16 protein-coding genes and 2 pseudogenes are annotated in these 21194 nt (G+C 66.8%); 15 read left to right on the top strand and 3 right to left on the bottom strand.

The genetic code is table 11. The features are described 5' to 3' along the window. Positions 1-182 precede the first annotated feature (182 nt). The 9 genes and pseudogenes from cas7e to CP978_RS00565 all read left to right on the top strand — a co-directional run bounded on the left by cas7e (position 183) and on the right by CP978_RS00565 (position 9354). Positions 183-1346, top strand: a complete 1164-nt coding sequence (cas7e, locus tag CP978_RS00605; protein ID WP_150478119.1) for a type I-E CRISPR-associated protein Cas7/Cse4/CasC — start codon at positions 183-185, stop codon at positions 1344-1346. Continuing rightward, positions 1343-2152, top strand: coding sequence for a type I-E CRISPR-associated protein Cas5/CasD (gene cas5e / locus CP978_RS00600; protein WP_079162467.1), 810 nt, complete (start codon positions 1343-1345; stop codon positions 2150-2152). Before cas7e ends, cas5e begins: the two co-directional genes overlap by 4 nt. Further along, complete coding sequence (gene cas6e, locus CP978_RS00595; protein ID WP_043436675.1) at positions 2149-2793, top strand: type I-E CRISPR-associated protein Cas6/Cse3/CasE; 645 nt, start codon at positions 2149-2151, stop codon at positions 2791-2793. Before cas5e ends, cas6e begins: the two co-directional genes overlap by 4 nt. 26 nt (positions 2794-2819) lie before the next feature. After that, the gene (locus CP978_RS00590) at positions 2820-4379 is read left to right on the top strand and encodes a Mu transposase C-terminal domain-containing protein (RefSeq protein WP_043436673.1); all 1560 of its coding nucleotides are present in this window, start codon (positions 2820-2822) and stop codon (positions 4377-4379) included. After that, on the top strand, positions 4376-5188 hold the full coding sequence (locus tag CP978_RS00585; protein ID WP_043436670.1) for an AAA family ATPase: 813 nt from the start codon (positions 4376-4378) through the stop codon (positions 5186-5188). Before CP978_RS00590 ends, CP978_RS00585 begins: the two co-directional genes overlap by 4 nt. Positions 5189-5475: 287 nt before the next feature. After that, positions 5476-5686 (top strand): annotated as a pseudogene (locus CP978_RS00580) (ISAzo13 family transposase); the annotation flags it as partial. A gap of 395 nt (positions 5687-6081) precedes the next feature. Next, positions 6082-8295 carry a hypothetical protein gene (locus tag CP978_RS00575; protein WP_144401403.1) on the top strand — a complete coding sequence of 738 codons (2214 nt, stop codon included), beginning with the start codon at positions 6082-6084 and terminating at the stop codon, positions 8293-8295. 25 nt (positions 8296-8320) lie between these two features. Then, positions 8321-8821, top strand: a complete 501-nt coding sequence (locus CP978_RS00570) for a hypothetical protein (protein WP_144401402.1) — start codon at positions 8321-8323, stop codon at positions 8819-8821. Between the two features lie 317 nt (positions 8822-9138). Further along, positions 9139-9354: a hypothetical protein gene (locus tag CP978_RS00565; RefSeq protein ID WP_144401401.1), complete on the top strand. Its 216-nt coding sequence runs from the start codon at positions 9139-9141 to the stop codon at positions 9352-9354. A gap of 225 nt (positions 9355-9579) precedes the next feature. On the opposite strand, the pseudogene CP978_RS00560 reads toward CP978_RS00565, so the two are convergent. After that, a pseudogene (locus tag CP978_RS00560) lies at positions 9580-9780 on the bottom strand (ISAzo13 family transposase); the annotation flags it as partial. 12 nt (positions 9781-9792) lie between these two features. Further along, positions 9793-10586 (bottom strand): IS5 family transposase gene (locus CP978_RS00555; protein ID WP_227745596.1). Its coding sequence is split into 2 segments (ribosomal slippage): positions 9793-10251 and positions 10254-10586, totalling 792 coding nucleotides; the frame shifts between segments, so codons are not numbered across the junction. A gap of 656 nt (positions 10587-11242) precedes the next feature. On the opposite strand from CP978_RS00555, the gene CP978_RS00550 reads away from it, so the two are divergent. The 3 genes from CP978_RS00550 to CP978_RS00540 are packed head-to-tail and all read left to right on the top strand — an operon-like array spanning position 11243 to position 12668. After that, positions 11243-11524, top strand: a complete 282-nt coding sequence (locus CP978_RS00550; protein WP_043447789.1) for a hypothetical protein — start codon at positions 11243-11245, stop codon at positions 11522-11524. Further along, entirely contained in the window at positions 11521-12048 is a 528-nt protein-coding gene (locus CP978_RS00545) for an RNA polymerase sigma factor (protein WP_043436657.1), read from the top strand. Before CP978_RS00550 ends, CP978_RS00545 begins: the two co-directional genes overlap by 4 nt. Further along, complete coding sequence (locus CP978_RS00540) at positions 12045-12668, top strand: hypothetical protein (protein ID WP_144401400.1); 624 nt, start codon at positions 12045-12047, stop codon at positions 12666-12668. The genes CP978_RS00545 and CP978_RS00540 overlap by 4 nt, the downstream gene beginning before the upstream one ends. A 430-nt stretch (positions 12669-13098) precedes the next feature. Here CP978_RS00540 and CP978_RS00535 read toward each other — a convergent pair whose 3' ends face one another. Beyond that, complete coding sequence (locus CP978_RS00535) at positions 13099-13614, bottom strand: putative phosphothreonine lyase domain-containing protein (protein WP_079161934.1); 516 nt, start codon at positions 13612-13614, stop codon at positions 13099-13101. A 23-nt stretch (positions 13615-13637) separates the two neighbouring features. On the opposite strand from CP978_RS00535, the gene CP978_RS00530 reads away from it, so the two are divergent. Genes CP978_RS00530 through CP978_RS00520 form a run of 3 tightly spaced genes read left to right on the top strand, consistent with a single transcriptional unit; the run spans position 13638 to position 20856 of the window. Continuing rightward, positions 13638-14813: a restriction endonuclease-related protein gene (locus CP978_RS00530; protein ID WP_144401399.1), complete on the top strand. Its 1176-nt coding sequence runs from the start codon at positions 13638-13640 to the stop codon at positions 14811-14813. After that, positions 14810-18070 (top strand): ATP-dependent DNA helicase, encoded by a 3261-nt coding sequence (locus CP978_RS00525; RefSeq protein ID WP_144401398.1) that lies wholly within the window; start codon positions 14810-14812, stop codon positions 18068-18070. Before CP978_RS00530 ends, CP978_RS00525 begins: the two co-directional genes overlap by 4 nt. Then, a complete protein-coding gene (locus tag CP978_RS00520; RefSeq protein WP_052453884.1) occupies positions 18070-20856 on the top strand; it encodes an RNaseH domain-containing protein in 2787 nt (928 codons plus the stop codon). The genes CP978_RS00525 and CP978_RS00520 overlap by 1 nt, the downstream gene beginning before the upstream one ends. Positions 20857-21194: the final 338 nt, after the last annotated feature.

The raw sequence follows: 21194 nt of genomic DNA, 5'->3' as shown, positions 1-21194 counted from the left end.
GCACCCCACGTCCCGCAGCGGCCGGCGCCCCGGCGCCCGCCCGACCACAACACTGCCCGACGGCAGGTGACTTGCCGGCCGCCAGCACCTTGCCGCCCCGCCTTCCCACCCCTTGTCCCGGCAGCCCTGCCCGCGGGCTGCACCAGCGGCATGCCCGCCGCCCCACCGCGAAAGAGCCCCTCATGTACACCCCAGCACGCTTCCTCGACCTGCACGTCCTCCAGCCCGTGACCGCGGCGAACCTCAACCGCGACGCGGACAACGACCCCAAGACCATCTCCTTCGGGAACACGACCCGGGCCTTCGTCTCGCCCCAGGCGTGGAAGCGCCCCATCCGCCTCAACGTCGAGCAGGACCTGGGCGAGCACGCCGCCCGCACCCGCATGGTGCCGCCCCTCGTCGCCCGGAAACTGCAGGAAGCCCAGTGGCCCGAGGAACTCGCCACGTTCGCCTCGGCCCAGATCGTCCACTCGGCCAAGAAGGACGGCCTGCAGCACAACGACCAGGAGGGCTACCGCACCCAGGCCATGCTCTACCTCCCGACGGACGTCATCGACGACCTCGTCGCCCTATGCGAAAAGCACCGCACCGAACTCGAAGAAGCACTCGCCGCCCACACCCCAAAGAAGAAGATCGCACCAGTCCTGCCCACCAAAGACCTGGCCGCCCACCTGACCCGCCGCACCGCAAGCATCAACCTGTTCGGACGGATGCTCGCCGAACTGCCCGCCGGCCACGTCGAAGCAGCCGTGCAGATGGCCCCCGCCTTCTCCGCGCACCAAAGCGACCCGCAGCCGGACTTCTTCACCGCAGTAGAGGATCTGCCCCAAGACGGGGACTTCGGCAGCGCCCACCTCCAGACCGCGTTCCTGACCACCAGCCTCTTCTACCGTTTCGCGACCATCAACATCACCGACCTCCACCACAACCTCGGACCCGCCGCCACCGCCGACACGGTCAACGCTCTCGTCGAACTCTTCGTCCAGCACTTCATCCTGAGCATGCCCGGAGGCAAGAAGACCTCCACCGCACCCCACACCGTGCCCGACGTCGTCCACTACGCCGTCCGCGACCGCCGCTCCGTCTCCTACGGCGCCGCCTTCGAACAGCCCGTCACCGCTGCCCCCCAGGGCGGCTACACCGCCCCCGCCCGCCAGGCGCTCGCCGACTACGCCGCCACCATCAGCCGCCTGCTCGGCACCCGCCACCTCGTCGCCCACGGACACACCGGCACCTCCGCCAAGCCCATCAAAAACCTCGGTGCCCACCATGCGTCCTTCGACGACCTCGCCGCCGCCTGCGCCGCCGCCGCGACCGCCGACCTCACCCCCGCGGGCCGGCCGTGACCGGCCTCATCCTGCGCCTGGCAGGCCTGCTGCAGTCCTCCGGCGAACGCGGCGTCTTCCACTACCGCGACACCTGCGCCTTCCCCACCCGCTCCTCACTCATCGGCATGTTCGCCGCCGCCCAGGGCCGCCCCCGCGAACACGCCCTCGACCCCTACCCCCACCTGAAGGCACCGGGCGACACCACCGCCCCGAGCCACCGCGACCTGACCATCACCATCCGCATTGACCAGCCCGGCACCCTCTACCGCGACTTCCACACCGTCGGCGGCGGCCGCCCCCGCGAGCAGAGCCTCCGCACCGGCGACGGCACCCGGCGAAAGCCCTCCGCCTCCACCCTCGTCTCCCACCGCGACTACCTCACCGACGCCGTCTTCACCCTCGCCGTCACCGGACCCGCCCCCCTCACCAGGCACATCGCCGAAACCCTCGAACGGCCCCGCTTCGGCCTGTTCCTCGGCCGCCGCGCCTGCCTGCCCGACGAACCCCTCGTCCTCAACCCAGACAGCCCCGACCCCGTCCAGGAACTCCTCACCCGCACCCCCCTCACCCGCGACCGGCCCCCCGGCCCCACCGACACACACCTGCCCACCACCTTCGTCTGGGAACACCCACCCCCCGACACCGACCCCACCACCCCACCCGACCGGGAAAGCACCAGCGAACCCACCAACCTCACCCGCCACGCCCGACGCCACCTACCACGCCCCCTGTGGATGACCACCGAACCCCTGCCCGCCCACCTCTACGCAGGCCCCCGACCCATCCACGCCCTCACCACGTACATGCACGGAGAACCCGCATGACCAGCCTCACTCGCATCGTCCCCGACCCCCATCACACAGCAGTCAGAGCCGACCTCGCCGACGTCGACAGCCTCCACAAGACCCTCATGCGCCTGGTCCCCGACCACATCGGCCCCACCCCCCGGGCCACCGCCGGCCTGCTGTTCCGCACCGAACCCGGACCCGACACCGCCCTCCTCGTACAGACGGCCCACACACCCGACCTCGCCGCCCTTCCCACCCACTACGGCACAGCCCGCACCATCGACCTCACCCCACTGCTGAACGCCCTCACCCCCGGGCGCACCATGCGCTACCGCATCACCGCCGCCCCCACCGTCGCACGCTCCGCAGGCAACCCCACCCGCCACCCCGTCACCGGGAAACGCCGCGGCAAGATCACCCACCTCACCGGCGACGACGCCATCGCCTGGTGGCAGCGCCGCGCCACGGCCGCCGGACTCGAACCCGTCACCGTCTCCTCCCTCCCCCGTCCCTTTCCCCGCACCCACCTCGCACGCTCCGCCCCCTACTTCACGCTGACCCAGTTCGACGGCCTCGCCCGCATCACCGACACCACCCACCTCACCCACGCCCTGAAGAACGGCATCGGCAGGGCAAAAAGCTACGGAGCCGGCCTTCTCTCACTCGCCCCCGCCTGACCCCCGACCAGAAAGCACAGCCCCTGATGCAACACCCGCCCGATCACAACGCCCTGCGCGCTGCCGCCATCCACCGGCTCTACACCCTCGAGCAGTCAGAACAGCTCACCCGCACCCGAATCATCGGCGTCGCCGACGCCTTCGGCGTCGACCCCCGCACCGTCGACCGCTGGCTGGCCAACGCCCGAGCCAACAACGGCACCTACCAACCCCAAGGCCGCACCAGCTTCGTCCTCACCCCGCACATGCTCGACGCCGTGACCCGCTGGCGCGGCAACGCCACCGCCGCCTGGAAAGAACTACGCGCCGAAGGCCACCCCGTCCCGTCCCTGCCCACCTTCCACCGCGCCACCAACAGAGCCCTCACACCCGGCATGCGGGCCGGCCTCCGAGCCGGTGAAAAAGCCCGCCGACGCTACGACGTGGCCGGTGAACGCGAACGCCACCACCGCAACTACGCCTGGGAAACCGACCACGTCGAAGCCAGCGTCAAAGTCCGCATCGAAGGCCACATCCGCAAACCATGGATCACCTTCTTCGTCGACTGCGCCACCTCAGCCATCTGCGGCCTCGCCATCAGCCCCCAACGCCCCAGCCGCGAAGGAGTCCTCGTCGCCATCCGTGACGCCATCCTGATCGACGAACACCACGGGCCGTTCGGCGGCATCCCCATGTACGTGCGCGTCGACGGCGGCAAAGAATTCCTGTGCACCACGGTCACCCAAGCACTCGGCGTCCTGGGAACCGAAATCATCGCCCTGCCCCCCTTCACCCCCGAAGGCAAAGGCAACGTCGAAGCAGTCAACGGAGCCATCAAAATAACCCTCTTCGCCGGCATGCCCGGCTACACCCACGCCCCCACCCTCCGCGGAGGCAAACCCGTCGACCCTAACCAGCCGCTGCTCCACTTCGAAGCGTTCGTCGACCAGGTCCTCACCTGGGTCCACCACTGGAACTACGAGAACACCCCCAAGAGCCTGGGAGGCCAAACTCCCCGCCAAGCCTGGGACGCCGACCCCGCGCTCATCGACACCGTCACCGCCGACGACCTCCACACGTACACCCTCGAACGCCACGGCACGCCCCTGACCATCAACAACTGCGGCGTCCGCTGGCGCAAGCGCAACTACATCGCCGACTGGATGCACGGCCGCGTCGGCGAGAAAGTACACCTGCGCTACCTCCCACACCACAATCACCGCGTCGAGCTCTACGACCCGCACACCGGCCGCCACCTCGGCCCCGCCGTCATGGCCGGACAAGCCACCCGGGCACAAACTCTCAGCCTCAAACAAGCCCGGCGCCGCGAAGCCGACCGCCTGCGCGCCCGGCTACAGAAGGCCGAGAAGAATCGCAACGAACGCTTCGCAGCCGCAACCCGCCCTGCACCGCCCGTACCCCTGGACGCGATGCCCGAGGAAGAAGCCCTCGAGCACCTGCGCACCCTCGACGGCTTCGACCCGACCGCAGAAGCCCTGCCCGACCTCATCCAACTGCCCGAACCCGACGCCGGACTGACCCAGCCCCTCGACCCCAATACCGCGCCGCCACCCCACCCCGCCACACACCCCAAGGACCAGCCGTGAGCACCACCCCCACCACCGTGCCCCGCCCCAGCCAGCTCCCGCCACCCAGCCAGGACCACTACCTGGGCCTCACCGGAGCCAACGCCATGGCCACCAAAGCCATAGCCGAAACCAAAACCCGCATCCTCAAGGCCATCAAGCACAACGCCATCGTCTGCATCCATGGACACGTCGGCCTCGGCAAAACCTTCGCCGTCCACAACGTCCTGCGCCGGCACGCCCCCGAAACCACCGTGCGACTGCGCTACAACAACGGCGCCAACATGAACGAAATCCGAACCCAGCTCTGGCGCCACCTCGACCTGCCAGGACAACCCCCGCAGTCCGTCGGCCCCTGCGACCAGCAGATCCAAGACGCACTCGAAGCAGACCCACGCGTCCTGCTCATCGACGAAGTACAAGGACTCGGGACCAAGGCCCTGGAGTACTTCCGCACCCTGTGGGGCGACGACGCGCGCCGAGCCGCCATCGTCCTCGTCGGCAGCGGCAACGCCCGGCAGAAGATCCTCAACAACCCCGCCCTGCACTCCCGAATCCTCGACTGGTACCAGTTCAGCCCCCTCACCCCCACCGAAGTCGAATCCATCATCCCCGCCTACCAGCGGATCTGGTCCGGTGCACAGCCCGAACTGATCCTGTACACCGACGACATGGCGGGACACGGATCGTTCCGGAACTGGGCAAGAATCACCCTCCTCCTCCACGACGCCCTTGAGGACAACCCCAACCTCACCCTCAGCAAGGACCTCATCCGCTGGGCACTCAGCCGCATCGACCCCACCACTCGCCACACCCCACAACGCGGATGACCGCACCAGCGGCGCCCGGCTGGAGCAGGCCCGCCCGTGCGCAGGTCCACGCGGCGTCCCTGGGAAACGCGTCCTTATAGCTCACGCTCCGGTGAAGTCAACTCGTCGCATGAGAGGACTCACGCAGAGTAATGATCTTCTTTCGTGCTCGCCATGCCTATGGGCTCGCAGAGAATCAAGGTGTTGCTTCGCGTGATGCGGCTCGTTGTTGTGATACGGGCGTCTCCGATGCGGTTCGTGGCCAACTCGCTTTGCCGCATCTGGACGAGCGGCAGCGGCGTCTGGCGATGGGGCCGAAGCCGGGTCCTGGGGCACGGCAGTGTCCGGGCGGTCGCGCGGGCGGCCCAGGTCAGTGAGACGACGGTCCGCAAGGGCGTGGCCGAGTTGGAAGCCGGCGAGGCGCCTCTGGGCCGGATCGGCAGGCCCGGTGGCGGCCGGAAGAGGGCCGTGGACCTTGATCCGGGTCTGAGGCCCGCGCTGCTGGCCCTGGTGGAGCCGTTACCCTGCGCCGCTTTGAGCGGAATATGAGGTTCCAATGAGGCAGGTATCAGTCATTCCGCTTGAGGTGCGCGCTTCCGTTGGTACGGATCAGTCCCAAATTTCCCTCGGTCGCTAGATCAATAGAGTCATATGTCCGCTCTGCCCATCTCGATGGTTCTAGGCCGCGCGGTCAGCATGATCTAGCAGGAGGGCAAACCCAGGGTTACTGTCCTGCTGCCACCGGAACCGATCCGGGGGTGCAGGCGCTACCCGACGCACTTGGTTTCCAGGCCGTCAGTGTGCGTCGTAGGCAGCGCCCGCACCGACTTACCCGAAGGGCCACGATAGTGAATCGCCGCCACCGAACAAAGCCCCCATCCTCTTCCCGTCGCATCACCGTGCACATGGTGTGCATGACGGCGCTCCTCGCCGGTAGCATTGCCGTGCCGACCGCCTTCTCGGCACCCACGGCGCAGGCCGCCGAAGCGTGCAGGAGTGGCATCCCGACATATGTCCATGACGTCAGCGGCGAATCAGGCGGCGTGCTGCGGAAGTACCTGGACTGGGACCCCCTGACAGGCAACGCCGCCGGTGCGCTCCTCGACACGGGGGAAACGGCCCCTCTCGAGACGTACAGCGAGTTCTTCACTGGCGGTCGCGGCATCATCTACGTGAAAACGCCTGAAGGTGCACTGAAAACGTACAAGGACAACTCCGCCACCGGTGGAAGCATGCTGACCCCTGTCCGGGATTACGGGGGCAACTGGAATGCGTACGAGCGCATGTGGTCCACTGGCGACAACCGGATCTTCGCTCTGCATCAGGACGGTGTGCTGGACGTCTACGCCGTCGCCAACCCGTCATCCGGGTCCGGGGACATCACGAAGGTCAGGACTGTTCCCCGCAACGATCCGGCCGTCGTCGCGATCGCACAGGCCGATGACGTGTGGTCCGCGGGGCAGGTCGTCTACACGCTGAGGCGCGGTGTGGTCGACCGGTACGGCGAGGTGAAGGCGTGGCGCTACTCCGAAATTGGATTTGGATCACCTTTCCCCAACGGATCCACCACTGTTGTCACGGGCGTCGACATCAAGACCAGGGTCGGGTGGAGCCCCGGTCCGGGCACCATCTACACGGTGGGAGATAACCCCGACTACACGGGGATCGCCACGAGCTACACCGGGGCGGCGATCATGAGCGTTGCCAATCCCGACGTGGGCGCCGGTATATACGGTGATGTTCACGCCGACATTGCCTCCTGCTTGGCGAGCCCCTCCCCTGAGATCAAGCCCTCTGTCAGACCTGTGCCTCCGGAGACGGAGACTCCACCTAAAGCGGTGACCGACGGGTCTCCCGACCCGTCACCTCAGGATCCCACCCAGTTCTCCGGTGAGTTCGTTCTGGGCGACGGCAGTCCTGCCGCAGGACTGCCGGTCAGGGTCGAGGCCCTCGACGTCACGAGTGGCAGCAGCGACGACGAGGTGCAGTTGATCACGCTGGGCACCACCGTGACGGCACCGGACGGCACCTGGACGGTGCCCCTGCCGCCCATACTGCCCGCAATTGTGAAGAGGGCCGCCGCTGGCAACGGAGGCATCGTCAACGCCATGGCCAGTGTCAACGGCAAGACATCCTCAGGTCACATGATGCGCGGCACTCACATGGTGACCGCCGCTCCGGCGGCAGCTCCTGCGACGGCCCGCGCGCTCGTGGCAGCCGCTGCGGAAGACGGCAGTGAGCCCTCCAAGATGCGTCCTGTCACTGACGACATGCGCAAGGAACAGGCTCAGCCGACCGTCGCACAGACAAACCTGAGCTGGGCCTCGAAGGATGAGGAGGTCTCGGTCGACCTGCTCGGAGACAAGCCGCTGCCTGAATACCAGAGCGATACAGCACAGGGACCGCAGGGGGATCCCTACGTCATCGACGGCGTTGACACCAAGTCCCTGGCCGTCACGCCCATGGACGGTGGTTGCGACAAGACCAGCGAGAAGATCATCGGCAACCAGATTAAGTACACGACCGTCGCCGAGGGCCACGCGTACTGGGATGCGAAGGCGACCGTGGACTACGACTCCAAACTGTCCTCAAGCGTGGAGGTCGCGGTCAAGACTGGAACCAAATGGACGATCGAAGGCTCCGTGGCGCTCGGTTCGGCCATGTCCGACGCCAGCGGCTATACGAACAAGGGTCCTTACTTCGCCAAGCAGTGGAAGGTTCCGATCGAGTACACGAAGATCAGGGAGAAGTGGACCTGCAACTACGGGCGTGACACGTTCTACCGTTACAAGATCATGGGCGGTAAGTACAAGGTTCCTTTCGGCGGGGCCGTCGGCAAATCTGGCAAGGACGTGAGCAACAGGGACGGCAGCGTCAATTACAGCAACTCACCCAAGACGCACCGTGCCTGGGTGGAAGCGGGATCCTACTTCCAGATCTCCAAGAACCGCAGCACCAAATGGTCCGGGTCGGTCAGCGCGTTCGGCGTCAAACTGGGAGCATCCACCCAGTATGACCGGGACCACAAGCAGCGAATAACGGCTGGTAACAAGAAGAACGCGCGGCACGACATCTGGGGAAAGAATGACAGGATTTCGGGCAAGCCCGGCGTCTTCTACTCGTACTAGGGCGCTTGCCTTCCTCGCCGCCTTCATGCTGGCCGGATGCTCGCCGGCGCAGGAGGCCGTACAGGCAGAACCAGGAAGCGCCCTCGCGACCGACGGCGCCCAGTCGAGTGGCACCGTAGGCAACGAGCACACCCGTGTGGGGGAGATCTGGTACTTCGCCCTCCCGGTGCCGTACAACACCTCCTCGAAACCCATCGAGATAACGAAGGCCGCTGTCGAGCACATTCCTTCCGGCATCAAGGTCCTGGAGTACGGCGCGTACGACCTGAACGAAACCGAAGGTCTCCCGGTTCTGGCCAAGGAAGGCGGGCCGTACACGCCTGAATTTGCGAAGCTGAAGAACTACGCAGCAAAGCCTGTCAAGGTTCCAGCCGGGAAAGAAAGCACCGTCTTCTACCTGGCCAAAATGAAAATCACCGCACCACCGAAAGAGACGGCGCGTAAGTGCCGCTTCGAATATGAGCAGGGTGGCCGGGCGTACATCCAGACACTGGACTGCGAACTCGACCTCAAAGTAGCCGAGTAGGAGCTTTCGCAGGACGCATCTGTTCGGCCAGGCCGATCGGCTGGGCTCCCTCCGCACGACACGGGAGCCCAGCCCGTGCCCCTCCCTCAATCGCACAACTCTCGCCCAGCCTGTCGCGGCAGTCGAACGACAGCCGCACGGTTGCTGTCCGCACCAACGGAGGAAAAATGAGACGTTTTCACATGACTGCACTGGTCGCGTCGGCATGCCTCTCCGCCGCCACCCTTGCTGCCACGAGTACCACCGCGGCAGCGCAGACCGACGCGGCTGAGTGCCGCCGACTCGCTTACGGGACCGGGACCGGGCTCAGTGGCAGCATGAATCAGTGCACTTGGGACGACGGCCGCATCCGAGTTTTCGGCACCCTGCGCGACACCACGCCCAGCGACGGCGCCACACTCTTTACCGTGCGGATCGGGTTGTACTCCCGTCAGTGGCTCGTCTGCGCCAGCGACACCCCGATCGACACTGACTACCAGGACGGCGGCATAGTCGGCTTGACGTACCGGGCGGTCACCGCGGACCACTGCTGAACAAGATCCCCCGCCCCGGGGACGGGTACGGTCCGTCCGCTGAGCACGGGTGAGCATGTGCACCTGGGCCCGCCACCGAACTGCGCCGGTGGCGAGCCCAGGCGGTGGTGTACGCGCTGGCCCGGAACTGACGGCCTGCTGCGATACAGAGCTACGCAGGTTCTTTGGTATGGCCGGGGACTTCGTTTGCGTGCCGATACTACGGCTGAGCTAAGGGCTTGCAGATCAATAACACGTCGTCTTGATCTCGTTGGAGTCGTCGTTCTGGGCACGGACCCGATCTTGGAGGACGGTGAGGGTGGCGTACGAGGTGGCCGCTGGCGGGATGACGACGCCGTGTGTGTTGAGCAATCTCCTGATCCTCAGCAGGGTGCGGTGCATGGCGGTGCGGCTGCTGCCGAACAGCACAACGAGGGGTTCTGCGGCTTAGAGGTCGTCTCATTTGGTGAGTCTGCGGTAGCAAATGAGGGTGCAGGCGATCGCGGTGAAGGCCAGGAAGTGCTCCGCTTTGCGCTCGTAGCGGCGGTGCAGGCGGCGGCAGCCGGCGAGCCAGGACATGGTGCGTTCGATCGTCCAACGGTGCCGGCCGAGTCGTGTGGAGGACTCGATGCCTCTGCGGGCGATGCGGTGTCGGATACCGTGCATGCGGAGCCATCGGCGCAGGTGGTCGTAGTCGTACCCCTTGTCCGCGTGGAGCTTGGCGGGCCGTCGCCTGCGCGGGCCGCGGCGGGAGCGGATCGGCGGGATCCCGCGTACGAGTGGCTCGAGCGCCTGGCTGTCGTGGAGGTTCGCACCGGAGATGCCGATGGACAGGGGCAATCCGGTCCGCTCGGCGTTCAAGTGGATCTTCGAGCCCTTCTTGCCTCGGTCTACAGGATTCGGACCTGTCAGCTCCCCCCTTTCAGGGCCCGCATGTTCACCGAGTCGATCGCGCAACGGGACCAGTCCAAGTCGCCGCGTGAGCCCAACTCGTCGAGGACCAGCCGGTGCAGCCTGGCCCACACCCGAGCTGCGGACCACTCGGTGAAACGCCGGTGCGCGGTCGGTCCCGACGGGCCGAAGACCGGCGGCAACTGCCGCCAGGTGCAACCCGTCGTGGCGACGAAGATGATCGCCGCGAGGACCTCACGGTCACCGTGCCGTCGCCGACCCCCGCCCTGTGGGCGTGTGGGGGCGGGAGGCACCACACGCTGGAAGAGGTCGTACAACTCGTCCGGCACCAAGCGTTCCACGATCAGCACAAGCCCAGACTACCGATCACCCCAAATGAGACGACGTCTTATGCCGTGCCCGGCCCGGAGCACCGCCGACGACGTGGGCCAGGTACCGCAGACCCCCTCCATCGCCCCTCCACGGCCACTTCGCTCACCGGGCGCGTCAATGCAGGTCAGACTCGGAAGTCAAGGTCGCGTTCGACAACCCTCCTGGTCCACCGGCTGGCCCTCGCCGGTGCCCGGAGAAACCACTGCCACCGGCAGCCGGCCTTGGGCTTCAGCCGGGTGCAGCCCCGGCCCAGACCTTTGTTGGGAGCAGGACGATCAGGGCGGGCTCGGCCGGACATTGTTGGTTGCATCACGTGGTGATGCAACAACGCCCGGGCGGCCGCCCGCAGCAGTGTCTGTCCGCCCCCTCCGGCCTTCGGATGCGTACGGCCCGCAGGCCGGTGTCGCCGAGAACGGGCCGCACGCCTGCCGGCACCGTCCCGGACAGGCCTGCTGTTCCTACCGGAGTTCCTGGTGTTTTGCCTGTTCAGTGAGTTCTACAGGCGCCAACGGGGGCGCGTGGGAAAAAAGTTGGCCGACGGCATCCGGATCTGACCCCCCTGGCGCGTGTAGGTAGTGAGGGTGCAAGCCCTCATTCAACGGTCGTGATGATGGGAGGCCGGTCTGTGACCTGGCTGGACTGGACGGGGGCGGGCGGGATTTTGATCCCGGTGCTGCTCCTGGCGTACTACGCGCTGCGCCGTACGAAGAGTGCCCTGGAGATGTGCCTGAAGGTATTTCTCCAGACCCGTACGGAGCGTGAGCAGCGCGCGACGATGATCGCGATGGCTGCGGCGATGCCGCAGGGCGGGGCGGCGGCCCGTTTCGAGGAAGGGCAGCCGGCCTGGCTGTTCTACAAGTCCTCGGAACCGGGCCACCGGGTGATCGCCTCGCGGGAGGCTGCGTGAGTGAGGCCGATCAGGGCACGGATTTCGAGGCGTTCGTCCTCGAGACCAGCGAGGCATTCTCCCGCGTAGCCCGGGCCGAAGCGCGAGGGGACCTGCACAGCGCCGAAGACGCTGTGCAGGTCGTCTACATGCGTATGTTCTCGTCGTGGGAAAAGATCGTAGCAGGTTCTGGTAACCGGGCCGCTTACGGCCGTACTGCGGTCAGGAACGCGGTCAAGGACCAATTCCGTCGCAGCCAGCGCACGATTTCTTTCCCGTTGCAGGAACTGCCCGACCAGGAATCTCAGACCGGCATCCCCGGTGCCGCCTACGAAGTCATTAAAGAGGGTATCGATGATCTAGTTTCCAAACTTCCCGACCGGCAGCGGCAGGTCATCACCCTCTGCGTTCTTCAGGAGATGAGTCCTGAGGAAGCAGGGAAGCGCCTGCGTCTTAAGGAGGAGTCGGTGAAGAGCTACATCCGCATGGCCATCAAGAATCTGAAGAAGTTCGTCAACGAGACCGGCGAGGAGGCAACCGCATGAGCGTCTACGAGGTAGACGAGAACGCCATCCGGCTCCTCGCCGGATGGGTCCTGCTTGTGCGCTCTGAACAGGCACTTTCGAAGGGTCCGCGGACGCCCGCAGACTCGGCACAGGCGGAGGGGGGCCAGCTTACCGGCTGGCCCCCGGCCCCCGCCCCCTCCCCGGATATCCGGGAGGAGTCCGCGGCAAGGTCTGAGCTGGTGCTCTTGCTGGCCCGCGAGTGCGCGCAGAAATCCACCGCACAGGAAACACGTCGGATCGCAGAACTCCTAGAATATCTGGACAGGTCAGAAGACGCCATTTTCTGGTGGCAGTGGGCTGCAGCAAGAGGCGATGAGGATGCACGGGATTATCTGGACATCCTTAATGCTGGCATGCAGGACCCGGGAAATGTTCCTGTTGGCTTTCAGGCATCTTCGCCGAATGACGGGGGAAGCGCGGCAATGCTTGTATGGAAAGCCGCTGGCGTGACTGCTGGGTCAGACACATTTGCGGCAGTGCAACTAGCTTTGAGCGCTGCAGCAAGTCCAGATGTAAGTGAAGAAGCAAAACGACTGGTGAAGGAAATCGAGGAGTATCTGCAGCATCCTGATCGCATGACAGACGGAAGGCGCCGCTGATGCGTAAAACACTTTCGTCATGTCTGCAGGCAGGAGACTTCCTATAGACGCACCCATCATGAGCGCCTCACACTGAGGCGCAACGACTCGTTGAGGCAGCGGCCGCCCGGAACATCCGGGCGGCCGCTGCTGCATGCCCAGGTCCGCCAAACGACTCACGGCGCAGGCGGACAGAGGCCCAGTTGGGGTCATCTGCGCTGGCTGGCACTTGTGCGCTCGCGTGCATCCGTCAGGCATGGCGCTGCCTGGCGCGGCACCCATGTGGTGCGAGCGCTACCGGGGAGCGACATGCGCAGTCTTTTCGACGCTCACGATGTCCGACGCCGCACCGGTCTCATCCACCGCCTCCTCGTAGCCCTCGGTCACCTAGAAGATCTTCAGGCAAGCCTCGTTGCGCTGGTGCTCGGCAGTGGAGGTTGCCAAGGCAACCTCATTTCCGGTCGTGCCGGATGATTTTGGTGGTTCCGGCGGGGCTGGTGTAGATGCCGGTCCTGTCTCCGTAGTCTCCGCGCGCGGTGGCATCGTCGGTTTTGTAGGCCAGAGCGTCATGGACGCCGAGTGAGCGGAGGGCGTTCAGGACACGCTGGACGTCCTGCTCGTCGTGGTAGTTGGTGGTGTAGATGATCACTGGCCGGCGTGTGGGATCGCCGTCGAAGTCGCTGCCCAGCGTCGCGACCTTGGCTCCCGGTCCGAGCTGCCCCGCTTCCACGGCTGTCTTGACGAGGCACCATCCGGCGTCGAGGGCACGGAGGGGCAGAAACCACAGCCACTTGCCGGCTTTCGCGAATTCGCCGACCGCGGCCGGGGCCGAGAAGTCGATCCCGGGAGCCATGACCCACTGCCATCGGTTGTGGGCGTCGGCGGATGGTGGCATCGCAGGTGCGAGTTGTTGATCTTTCTGGGTGGGCTCATTGTGCACGAACTTACGATATGCGGTATCAGTCATGCTTCGCGGCTATGTGTTCTGGTGTGGCTGTCAGAGAAGTTGCCGTGGACCAGGAGCGGCGTGACCAGGCATTGACGGCGTGCTGCATGGCGGTCGTCGCGGAGAGCGATCCGGTACTGGCGCCCGGCCGCCGGAGCAGGCTGCTGATGGACTGCTTGGCAGTGCTTCGAGCGGCCCACCGTCCTGAGCGGGCGGCGCAGATCGGGATGAAGGAGTTCCGCCAGGGCCTGCGCAGCCCGCTGGGACCTCTGCTCCCACCAGCTTCGGGCAGGCCCGACCGGTTCGACAGCATGGAGCTGTTCGACGCGCAGGGGCTGGCCCGCGACGCTGTTCAGGACCTGTGCAGCGAGCACCTGGTACCGCAGGCGGCGCTCGAGCAGCACTGGCCGTGGGCTCGGGTGCGCGCCGAGCAGGAGGAACAGCGTCTATACGGCCTCATGCGGCGCCTTTCGCCGGAGGAGTACCGGCGCGCCCGCGCCCTTCTGGGTACGCATGCCGCCGGCTCGGTGCGGGAGTTGAGCCGTCAGTGGGACCGGCTGTGGATGAGGTTCGACTTCTTCGAGTCGGTGGCCGACTGGCCGTGGTGTCAGGTGGACGGCTGGTGGTATCCATGTCCGGTCTGCCGTTGGCCGATGCGGGCCGTCCGGTCCGGGCCGCTGTTCGATGTGCGCTGTGAGGCCCATGCGCCCCGAGGTGTGCACTACCGGTACACGCCCGGCAAAGGGCCGGGCCCGGGCGAGCTGACCGGGACCGGTAAGGCGGCGGTTCCGGTTACACCGCTCCCGGCCAGCTCCGATCACCTGGGCGTGAAACGGCATGTGTGGCGCTACGGCACCCTTCCCGTGTTACTCGAACTCCAGATGCGCGACGAGCTCAAGGGACTGCCGTTCCTCGAGCTGGAGATGTGGCCGGGGGAACAGCGGCCGGACGAGTACGACCTGCACATCACCGTCGCGGTGCCGGGCAAACGCGCACGGCACTGGCGCGTGGACGCCAAGGCGTGGGAGTCGGTCGTCGCGCTAGGCAAGGCGCTTTCGGACCGCCCGGTGCTCCGGAAGGGGCTGACAATCGTCCTGCCTGACCACCAGCACAGCGAGCGACACTTCCTCGCCGCCCAGGTACGCGACCGGGGCGTCAAGGTGACCACGGTCAGCCGTCTCGTCAAGCAGGTCAAGGCCGCGTGTGGAGCGCCGCGGTGAGGCCGGAGGAGTGGGAACTGCGCAAGCTGTCCGTCTCCGCGGCGCTGGCGCTGGCCGAGGAGTGCTTCGGCTTCCGCAACGCCGACGGCCAGATGGTCGTGCCGCTGGACCAGGCGCATGTGTTTGCGGCCGCCCGCGTGGACCTATGGGAGCGCTGGCCCCAGACCCGGCGGAGCGTACGAGAGCTGGCCGGTCGGTACTGGCACGTGCGCCCCGACGACCTTGCCGGACGCAGCATGTTCGAGGCGCTCGCGCGAGCCTTCGCGACCTCGCGCAGCAGCCTGTACCGGCTTCCTGATGATGTGCCGCCCCGGGAGGCGACCTACCTGCTGGCCGCGCACGCTCAAAAGCCGCTGGAACTGGCACGGGAACTGGTGCGCGAAGCCGAGGAGTACTACTACAGCACCCGCGGGCCGCTGCCTGTGGCCGGTCCCGGCCGGTGGCAGTTCGGGGGATCTGCACCCTCGGTGGTGACCATCCCCGACACCGAAGAAGGCGCCTTCGTACGGCCGCTGCGCCTGACGACCGCCCCGTACACGGCCACGACGACCGTCACCCGCAAGAAGATCCTGCGCCTGGCCCGACGCCAGGCCGCTGCCCAACCCGCCCGCCACGGCTGGAAGCCGGGCGTGCTCGCCTCCTTCACGGACCGGCTCCAGGACGCCTCCGGCGACCCCGTCACCCGTCTGAACCTGCCGGCCGGGAAGCTCACGATCGTCAACGCGCCGACCGGCGTGGGCAAGAGCGTGCTGATGAACAACCTCGCCCCGCTTCTAGCCGACCGCGGCCAGGGCCCCGTCGCCATCGTCGTCAGCACGATCCACGACAGCCTGACCAATGCCGAGAAGATCGAGGCGGACGACGAACTCGTCTTCCAGGTCACCGCCCAGCTTGCCCAGGCCACCGCCCGCCACAAGCTGCGTTGTATGCCGCTGGTCACCGAGACCCGCCTCGCGGAACAGGCCCAGCGTGCCGCCGAACAGGGCCGTGAGGACCGCCACGATCGGCTCGCCTACGGATGCGAGTTGTCCGCATGGGTGACGGACGGGCCCACGGTGACCCGCGGCCGTGAGCCGTGCCGCGCCCTGATCAAGGTCACCGATCCCGTGGCCGGATCCGGGGACGAGGAGTCGGCCGGTCCGCATGCCTGCCCGCGGATGGGAGTGTGCGGGAAGTACGCGCTGTTCCGCGAGGCGGTTCAGGCGGACATCATCGTCACTAACCATCACAACCTGCTGCGCGGCCTCATCCAGGTCCCGGTCGACACCGGTCGGCATCTCCTTCGGCAGATTCCCGTGATGGAGTTCCTCCACCGGCACTGCCGCACGCTGATCGTCGATGAGGTCGACAACCTCCAGAACAGCTGGTGCTCCACGGGCGCCCACGACTTCTCCCTGGCCACGCGCGGCATCAGCAAGACCTCGCTGCTGCTTCAGGTGGACCAGCAGCGGCAGAGCCTGGCAGCGGCGGCCGACCGCCGGGTGGTCAACGCCTTGTTCAAGGCCAGGGGACTGGGAGAGCAGTTCCTCAACTACGTGCTGGAAGGCGAGCTCTGGCTCGAGCAGGACGCTCAGGAGGAAGAGCGTCCTGGCTCCGGGTGGCACGTGCCCGGCATCTGGGACCGCATCCTGATCAGGGATCTTCTTGGACTCGACGAACACGTCCGCCTCGATCCGGACACCCACAAGGCATTCCGTGCCATCTTTCCCGACTCCGACGACGACACCAGACCTGACCCGCGCTTCCAGGAACTGGCCGGCATCCTCGCCCGGGCCGTCAGCCGCGACACCAGTGAGGACGAACTGCCCGTCCTCAAAACGGAAATCTCCCGGGCGCTCAAGCGTCTCAAGATTCCCAGAAGGCGGCACCCGGACGTCATCAACGCGCTGCTGGTGCGTGCTTGGCTGGGTAGTCTCCACCAGAGCCTGACCTACCTGAAGTCCGTGATCGCCGGGCTCGGGGCCCAGCTGACCGTCGGCCGTGAACTGGCACGAGCGCTCGGCTCCTTCACCCAGAACGGCGCCCTGCCCTACGGCCCCCTGGGCTACCAGCTGTTCGGATTCAAGGTAAATAAGGACAGCCGGGGCGGCGGCGAACTCTTCGTCCAGTCCCTCAGCGGCGACCCCCACACCGGAACCGTCCAGCTTGGCGGCACCATGGCCCTCGCCACCGCTGGCGTCGAGCGCAGCGTCCTCGCGCTGTCCGCGACCGCCTTTTTCCCCCGCGCGGCCTGCGAGCACGTGCACACCGAGCCCGCCTACGTCATGACCGATGCCGCCCCCGGCGCGGTCACCGCTCTGGCTGGCAGTGTCTCCGCCTCGGACACCGTATGGGACCCCATCACCATCGGAGGGATCGCCGAAGCCCACAAACCGCGAGAGATCCAGAGACTGGGGGAGCGGCTGTGGCAGACCCGGCTCTCCGAGCACCTCCGCCAACTGGAGATCGACGACCCCGACCGGGCCAGAGCCATGGTGGTCTCCAACTCCTATAAACAGGCCATCCTCTTCGCCGTCGGCATTGCTTCGGTCGTGGTGCAAGCTTCCTGGATCGCCGTTGTCGTCCCCAGGAAAGGCATTCCGCCTGGCATCCACCTGCCCACCGGCGTAGTGACCATCACCATCGACCAACTCGAGGACCTGCCCCGCACCCACCCCCACGTCAAAGTCATCTGCGCGCCCCTGTCACTGGTCGCCCGCGGACTGAACATCCTCGTCCCCGGCACCGAGAACTCCGCGCTGGCCTCGGTCTGGGTCGGCCTGCGCCCCGTCACCGACCTGCACTCACCCGAGGCGATGTACGCCAGCATCAACGCAACCGCCATCCATGCGGCCTGCCCGGGCCCAGACCCCGCCCGCATGCTCGCCATCCAGAGCCGGGCCGCCCGAAGACACCTGCACACCCTGCTGCGCAGCGACTCCCGCTTCAGCCGGCTCCCCCGCTACCTGAAGACCGAGATCCTCGCCGGAATCCTGGTCGACCTCATCCAGCTCGCCGGCCGCGCCCGCCGCGGAGGCACCCCCGTCCAGCTCTACCTGGTCGACAACTCCCTCCTCGACACCCGGCTGGGATCCGACTTCCCCTCGCTGCTCCGCTCCTACTACGACGGCCTTACCGAGACCGAACAGGCCAGCCTCCGCCGCGTCTACGGCTCCACTCTGACCGCGTGGCTCGACTTCGCCCACGCGCCCGACATCCCCCAGCTCACCCACGTCCCCCTGCCCCGCAGCGAAGACCTTGATCACGAAGGCGTCTGATGACCACGGAACAGACCCAGCTGTCCCTGCTGGCCTGCCACACCGATGAAGAACTCCTGGGCTCGGTACTGCTGTACCGCCTACCCGAGGTAAAGATCGACACGGCCTGGAAGAAGCTGCGCGAGGAATACCGCGGCATCACAGGCTCCACAGCCAACCTCCCCTACAGCGGCCTGCTGACCGTCCTGCGCGCCATCGGCTACACCAGCGCCACCCTCTTCCCTACCTCCAAGACCGAACCGCCGAAGTTCCTCGCCACCACCCGGCCCATCGATCGTGACGACCTGCATGCCGCCATCACCCTCTGGGAGCAGGCGCTGCTGCAGACCCCGGCCGACCGCTTCACCTTCCAGCACCCGAGCCAGATCGCCGACCTCATTGCCGGGACCGCCCCCGAAAAAGTCCAGATGTGGGACCAGATCACCCGCACCACGGCCTGCATCGACGCCCCCGGCTGGGTATGGACCGCGGCTGGCTGGATCATCGCCGAGAAACTCTCCGGTGAGACGTGGACGATCGACGGCAAGACCGTCACCTTCCGCCGCGATCTTGCCAACTGCCTCCAGGTCTGGGACCGCGAACTGCTCTGGAACAACACCTGGCTCGCCGCCCGCGGAGAAACCCTCGACGACATCGCCGCCGACGACGAGGAAGACACCGACAACGCCTGGAAGACGACCACCAGATACGCCACCCTCCGGCTCGACGTCATGATGAAATCCCACCCCGGCCTGCCCCACCCCGTGGCCGTCGTGCAACCCTCCGTCTCCCGGCTGAGCAACACTCTGCGCAACGCCCGCACGGCCTGGTTCGCGCCCCGCGACGCCAAAGGCCCCCTCCTCAACCTCGAACTCGGCGGATACGGTGATCACACCCACCTCAACCACACCACCCGCCTGGCTCTGGACGCCTGGACACGCCTGCACGGCGAACACGTCTTCCCCCGCGACAAAGACGACGAGTTCCTCGCACCCAGCGCCCTCGACCTGAGCGGCCCGCCCGGCAAGCTCCGCGCCCTCGTACCCTTCGCCGGGAGCTACCCGGTCGGCAGGGGCGTGGGTATGTACAGCCAACGGGAACTCGCCCGGCACATCAGCACCGCCCTCGACCAGCCCCTGCTCAAGTGCGCACAGGTCGCCGGCCGCCGCCCCTTCGGCCACGGCCGTACCACCGTCGAAGGCCGCGACACGGTCCTATGGGACGACGAGAACCTGCCGCAGATCCTCGCCGCATCCGGATGCCGGAAACTACGCATCCTCGCCCTCTACAGGACCCAGGCCATGCGCACGCGCATGCAGCTGCTGCTGGCCTACCACTTCAACCGCCCCGACCTCGCCGCCACCGGCATCGGCGAGAACAAGCCCGTCTCCCTCAACGAACACGTAGAGGTCCTGTTCCAGCCGGCACCGGATCTGCTGGCCCACGGCAAGCACCACGACCAGCGCCCTTCCCTCGTCAGTCAACTCCACGGCCTCGACGCCCCCGAGGACACCCGCCTGCTCGCCCTGTGCGAAACCGAGTACGACCCCAAAGCCTGGGCACGCCAGCGACGCGCCTCGAAGAAGACCGGCTCCACCGTCGTCAACCCCGACACCCTGGACGCCAAGCACCGCGTCAACGGCGAACTCGCCCGCCACCGTGTCCTCGCGCAATTCCTCACCCTGTACAAGCCCGGACGCCGCAACCCCCGCAAGAAGGAACGCGAGCTCACCACCGATCTCGAACTCCTGGGTCTCGAACTCCAAGGACACCACCGCGGCCACATGGCCATCGCCGACCTGTCCCGCGTGGCCGGCCTCGTGCACCCACGACTGACCAAAGCCCTCCGCTCCGGCCCCAACGGCCTCAAGGAACCCCTCGTCCACGTCGGGCTCCACCTGCGCCAGCAGCGCGGTGATCGGCGCATCGCCACCGACGAGCCGAAACTCATGTGGACCCTGGTCGCCCTCGTCCCCCACGGCCCGTACTGGCGAACACTCGCCTACCTCCCCGCCGAACACTCCGGACCTGGCACCTGGCTCGACTACGCCACAGCCAACTACCACTTCCGGGCCCGGCCACTGCCCGAGGGCCGACGCCGCGACGAACTCCTTCCCCGCCACATCGACCGCGCCCTCTACGAACTGGGCGGGCACGCCGGCCCGGCACAGGGATACGTCATGTACGTCTCCGGAGGCGAGGCCCGCAGCATCTGGCCCCTGCTCGCCAACAAGAACCTGGGCGAGACACCCGACGCGGCCGGTCAGATCAACAAGCGGCCGGCACTGCCCGGTTTCACGCTCGCACCCGACCAACGCCCCCGAGCTGTCGTCCGGGTCACCTCCGGCAGCGAGGACGTGGCCCGCCCGGCCCTTGTCGAACGGCTCCGCCACATTCCGGAGTACGACGAGCCCGTCACCGAGGAGGGCAAACTCGCCACCGGCCTGTTCCAGATGGAACAGGCCGAGCAGACGTTCATCCTGTGCAACCTCCCCCACCAGTTCACCGGAGGCGCGCGCTACGCCCGCTCTGGCGAGTCCTACACCCGGTGGGGCAGCAGCGACCCCAAGGAGCAAGCCGAAACCTGGTACAGCCACACGGCAACGGAGATCATCGTGCTCCACCACCCGGCCGACCAGGCCCTGCTCACCTATGGGCTCGCTGCCGCCCGCCTCTGTGATCACGCCCTTCACTGGGAACACCGCACCCAGTACCCCGCACCGGTCCACCTCGGCATCCAGATGGACAAAGACCACCCCGAATACCGCCGAACCGTCGACAACACCGGCGACGACGCACAGCCCTAAGCCACGACGGAACGCAAAGGCCCAGCGGATCGCCCGAGCCGCTGGGGAGCGTCTCCCGCGTCGACGCATCACCAGGAAGAAGGGCAGCGGCCGACGACGCACTGCAACGCCGTGTGGGAGGGCGACCACAAGCACGTGCCCGTCGAGGTCGATGTGGAGAGTGAGCTGGCCACACCGTGGGTGACCTGGTTCATCGACTGCGCCACCAAGGCGATCACCGGGGTAGCGGTCACCGCGCTCGCTCGGTGCAATTGGAGAGCGACGGGCACCGGGGGGCGCGTCCGGATCGTCGGCCGCCCGCTGCACCAGCTCGGCGTGGAATCGAGAGGCGTTCCCGC

It is taken from the genome of Streptomyces nodosus, assembly GCF_008704995.1.
Lineage (GTDB): Bacteria > Actinomycetota > Actinomycetes > Streptomycetales > Streptomycetaceae > Streptomyces > Streptomyces nodosus.
The sequence above is the reverse complement of the archived record's forward strand: the minus strand, read 5'-3'. Positions and strand labels throughout refer to the sequence as shown.